Annotated in this window: 5 protein-coding genes; 3 read left to right on the top strand and 2 right to left on the bottom strand. The window is 33.6% G+C overall.

The features are described from left to right. Window positions 1–266: 266 nt before the first annotated feature. Window positions 267–737, top strand: a complete 471-nt coding sequence (locus E0D95_RS15135; protein ID WP_130804967.1) for a BLUF domain-containing protein — start codon at window positions 267–269, stop codon at window positions 735–737. Between the two features lie 449 nt (window positions 738–1186). Next, the gene (locus E0D95_RS15130) at window positions 1187–1600 is read left to right on the top strand and encodes a hypothetical protein (protein ID WP_130804966.1); all 414 of its coding nucleotides are present in this window, start codon (window positions 1187–1189) and stop codon (window positions 1598–1600) included. A gap of 31 nt (window positions 1601–1631) precedes the next feature. Here E0D95_RS15130 and E0D95_RS15125 read toward each other — a convergent pair whose 3' ends face one another. Next, entirely contained in the window at window positions 1632–2555 is a 924-nt protein-coding gene (locus tag E0D95_RS15125; RefSeq protein WP_130804968.1) for a LysR family transcriptional regulator, read from the bottom strand. Window positions 2556–2697: 142 nt separating this feature from the next. On the opposite strand from E0D95_RS15125, the gene E0D95_RS15120 reads away from it, so the two are divergent. Continuing rightward, the gene (locus tag E0D95_RS15120) at window positions 2698–3753 is read left to right on the top strand and encodes an aromatic ring-hydroxylating oxygenase subunit alpha (protein WP_130804965.1); all 1056 of its coding nucleotides are present in this window, start codon (window positions 2698–2700) and stop codon (window positions 3751–3753) included. 96 nt (window positions 3754–3849) lie between these two features. Here E0D95_RS15120 and E0D95_RS15115 read toward each other — a convergent pair whose 3' ends face one another. Next, a complete protein-coding gene (locus E0D95_RS15115) occupies window positions 3850–4800 on the bottom strand; it encodes a TonB-dependent siderophore receptor (RefSeq protein ID WP_228258904.1) in 951 nt (316 codons plus the stop codon). Between the last annotated feature and the right edge of the window lie 114 nt (window positions 4801–4914).

The following is a 4914-nucleotide window of genomic DNA, read 5'->3' as shown; positions in this document are numbered from 1 at the left end:
CATTTTTACACATATATATAAGCAATTGTTTTTTAATAATTTTGTAAAATTATTTAATAATTTAACTAAACAATAAAGTAATTTATTAAAAATTTCTTAATTTAGTATATTTGTTGTTTATAGAAAAAAACTCTATGATGATCTTAGTCACTTCCCTCTCTAAATTTAATCTTTATTTATTAATAAGATATAAATTTTCATTTAATCTCTATTGCTCATTTTTAGTTGAAATGTGACATAAACCTCTTTTCAAGGAATGTGCAGCTATGAAAATCCAATTGTGTTATGCGAGTACCAGAAATAATGAATCTGAAGATCTCTTACAAGATTTGAATGATATATTGACGGTCGCACGTGATTTTAATAGCAGAAATGAAATCTGCGGAGTACTTTATTATGCAGATGGTTCATTTTTCCAATGTTTACAAGGCTCTGAACACGTTGTAAAACAACTTTTTGAGAGTATATGTAAAGATAAACGTCATCATCAAATTATTGGTTTTGATACAACTGAAATCGCTGAGACTAATTTCAAAGATTGGTCAATGAAATATGTACAGCGCAATTCAGAAATCAATAAATTTTTTAAAAAAATGAATTTTAAGATATTTTCTCCAGCACAGCTGGATGAAAATTCGCTTCCCATTTTTTTAAATCATTTATACGATGCGGATCAAACCAATATTAAGCCCCAACGCGTGGGGATGAATAATCGTGGTGTCAACAAATATTTATAATTTGTCGTCTCCATTTCTACATCTCTCCAACTTTATTTTAGCCAAATTTAATCGCCATAAATATGTGTTGGAGAGATTAACTATTTTAATTTTCATTCAATTTTTTATTTAGAAGCTTTTTTAGTGTTTTGTTTCTGTAAATTCGCATCATTTTATTTAGACAATAATTAAAATTAAATATTTGATAATTAAACATATAATTTGCTTAAGCTTGAAATAATTCTGTTTAATTTTTACACTATTGTAAGCTATATCTTACAATCATGTAAGCCATTTCGTCTATTGCTGTAATTTTTATATTTTATAATTTCCCCTATACATCAATAAGCATTCTATTATTTAAGAAAGCTGGAGATTAAGAAGAGATCTGTTGAATAATAAAGACTCATTATTCATAGAATAACTTATTCTGAATAATTTAAAAGAATCTCAAAATATAAGATGTATTCATGGCTCTCCCTTTTTCTACAGCGCAAAAGGGAGAGCTTGATTTTTACTCACAAACGCAAGAGGATCATATGCTGATTTTAAAAAATATATGTATATTTATTTTTTCAATCACCCTTTTATGTTTGTTTGTGATTATTTTAAATAAATTTGGAATTCGTCCTCTCATTAATTTAAGTTTTAGTGCATTGATCTACGGTCTTTTTGCCGCCTATTATTTTAAAACAGCCAAACTCTTTATTGTTTACTTAACTATTTTTTATGGATGTTTACTTTTAATCAGTTTAGATTTAAAAGTAATCTTCATGTTTATCATTTCAATCATAAGTTATTCTTTAATGAAAATTTCTATGCCAGAATTAAAAAGAGCACCATTGGAATCGATCATGATTAAACAGCGTTCATATAAGAATTAATTGAAGATTGGATTCATGTCATTATTTTCCATTATTTCAATGTTTTATTTAATTTTATAGCTTCCATTCTTTGCATTAGCTCTTGTATAAACAATTGCGATATTCGTGAAAGCTGGCGCCTTGACCCAGCGCAAAGTGCTAAAGTTAAAGGTTGAATGCCCTTTTCATGTATTGGAATAAAGATTAACTCTTGATTTTCAACAGCTGAATAAACATCCAAATAACTTAATATCGCAATCCCCATATTTTGCTTGAGCATTGAAATCATCAATCGGATATCGTTGCTGAGTGTTTGATACACTGGATTAATCTGTTGTTTTTTATAAATTGCCATGACACGTTCATGAATAATCAAAGGCTGATCAGGCATGATATGTCGTGTTTCATGCGTTTCTGCAAGTGATAGTTTGTGATGCTTTGCTAGTACATGTTCAGGACTCATCACAAAACCGATTGGAATTTCCATAAATGCAAGCACATCAAGTTTGGCATGAACGATAGGATCAAGGATAAAACCAAAATCAATGTCATTATTCATGATTTTTTCAATCATGATTTTACTGTCATAAGTGTGAATGTTGAGATTTAACCACGGGTACTGTTGCTGTAAATCAGCCAAGGTATCAATCACAAATCCTTCACTCAATGCAGAGATTAAACCCAATTCAACCGAGCCGCGTTTCAAGCCTTGAATTTCGTCAAATCTACTACAGGTTTGTCTAAATTCCTTTTGCCAACGCAAAACTTCAGCATAGAGCAACTCTCCAGCCAACGTAAGTTTTAATCCATTCGGTAATCGTTCAAATAGTTGGATACCAAATTGTTCCTCCGCCATAGCGATTTGACGATGCACGGCTGAAACAGAAATAAATAATTGATCTGCGGCTTTATGTAAGTTTTCTGTTTTAGCCACCACGAGAAAGTATTCTGTAAATCTTGAGAAAGCAATATTCATCATGTTGTATTCATCACTAGCAATGCATCATTCTATTTTTTAGAACATAACATACAAATCATTCTAATAGACACAAAATTCTTTAACGCTAACATGATCACATCGCCCAATATTTATTTCGCATTTTTTTCGGGGTATCACCATGAACGCAATCCCAGTAATCAATTTAGTCAACAAACCCTGCTATAGCCAATTTGATGATCAAGACTGGGAAATCTTATCTCAACACTGGTATCCCGTTGCACGTGCTGAAGATGTTTCTCAACAACCTCATAAAGTCACTTTACTTGATGTAAAAATGGCTATTTATAAAACCGAATCAGGCAAGATACAACTGGTTCGGGATATATGCCCGCATCGTGGGGTTCCTTTAAGCAAAGGCTGGGTCGAAGGTGAGGAAATTATTTGTCCTTATCATGGTTTACGTTATAACGAAGAAGGAAAATGCACTAAAATTCCTGCTCAACCTGAACTGACTAAAATTTCTGATCGTTTCAGTCTGACTAAGTTTCCGGTCATCGAAAAATTTGGGCTGATCTGGACCAGTATTCAAAATCGAAATCCTGCCTCAGCCAATTTCCCTGATCTGGACACATGGGACAGCGAGGAACATCAATCAATTTTGCCGCCTTCTGTTGATATTGCAGGCTCAAGTGGACGTCAACTTGAAGGATTCATTGACGTTGCACATTTTGCTTGGGTTCATCATGAAGCATTTGCTAGTCGGGAAAATCCAGTCGTTCCGAAGTACTCAACTGTCAAAACGGATTATGGCTTGCATACTGAATATGTCAGTGATGTGAGTAATTATCCACATGGTTTGCAGCATCTCGCACCTCAAGATTTTTTATGGAAACGAGTATTTGATGTATATCCTCCATTTTCAGCTATTCTGACGGTGCATTTCCCTAATGATGGGATCCTAAAAATTTTAAATGCATGCTGCCCAGTTTCACATAATCAAACTCGTTTATTTGTTCCACTAACTCGTAATTTTGATACAACAGGTGATTTACAAGCAGTTTATGATTTTAATGCGCAGATTTTTGCAGAAGATCAGGAGATGGTCGAGGCTCAAAAACCAGAAGAACTTCCTTTGGACTTAACGATGGAAGCACATTTTGAAGCAGATCGTTCATCAACAACCTATCGGCGAATTTTAGCAGATTGGGGATTGAGTAAACGCTATACGGTTTGATCAAAACTTGGTGGTGAAACTAAAAAAGATTTTATTGTCAGTACAGGGGCTCGTAAAACCCCTGTACTATTTTAATAACAGTAAAAGATATATCGGTTACCAATCCACTTTTGCACTTAAAACAAATGTAATCGGTTCACCTGCGCCAGAGTTCATCCAATATTTTTTATTGAGTAAATTATTAACGTCTGCTCTAAAAGTGACAGGCTTATTTGAAATACGCGTCTGATAACCACCACCGATATTGACTAGCGTGTAATCATCAAATTTAATGGTATTTTCATCGTTATACCATGTATCACCATAATGACGTAAATCACCATGTACACTTAAACCTTCTATATAAGGTATATTCCAGTCAGCTTGAACCACTGCTTGGATTTTGGATGCACCTGATGGACGATTTCCTTTATATGCAATATTTGCTTCACTGACTTTTTCAATACTTGGATCGTTTAAATTAATCCCTGCATTTACAGTAAAGTCTGGAGTAAGCTTGTAACCTCCCATCAGTTCAAAACCTTGATAGACGGTTTCGCCATTTTGACTTTTATAAAGTGCGCCATCGATTGTTTCATCAATGATAGCCATACGTTCCAAGCGGTATAAAGCAGCAGATGCATGCCATCTATCCTGTTGATATTTAGTTCCTATTTCATATTGCTTACTAACAGTTGGGTCTAAATACTGACCATCATTCGCATATTTCTTGCCAGAACTACTCGTGACTTTTTGGCCTTCTTCCAATGCTTCTGAATAACTTGCATAAAATGACCAATCTTCAATTGGCTTATAAATTAAAGCATAGGTTGGTGTAACCACTTCTTTTTGATAAGTATTCGCTTGATTATTATAATTGATATAACGTCCCGCAATAATTGCCTGCCAATGATCATTAAAACTCAAAGTATCACTCACAAAAAATTGTTTTTGATAAATCTTCCCTGAGTCGGTTTGAGTAAAACTCATCGGTTTATCATAGTAAGTGGTTTGAGGTTGATAGATATTACCTACAGCTACATCTGCATCCCAATGGCTTTGTTGCACAAACCTATCTCTAAAGGCTTATTCCACAATATAATTCTCAAATGAATAAGCCCACACCTAAAATCTATCGTACAACCAATTGGTCTTCTTATAACAGTGCATTAATAAATCGAG

The organism is Acinetobacter ihumii (genome assembly GCF_900625095.1).
In the GTDB taxonomy this organism is placed as follows: Bacteria; Pseudomonadota; Gammaproteobacteria; order Pseudomonadales; family Moraxellaceae; genus Acinetobacter; species Acinetobacter ihumii.
This window is presented reverse-complemented; position numbering and strand designations above follow the sequence as displayed.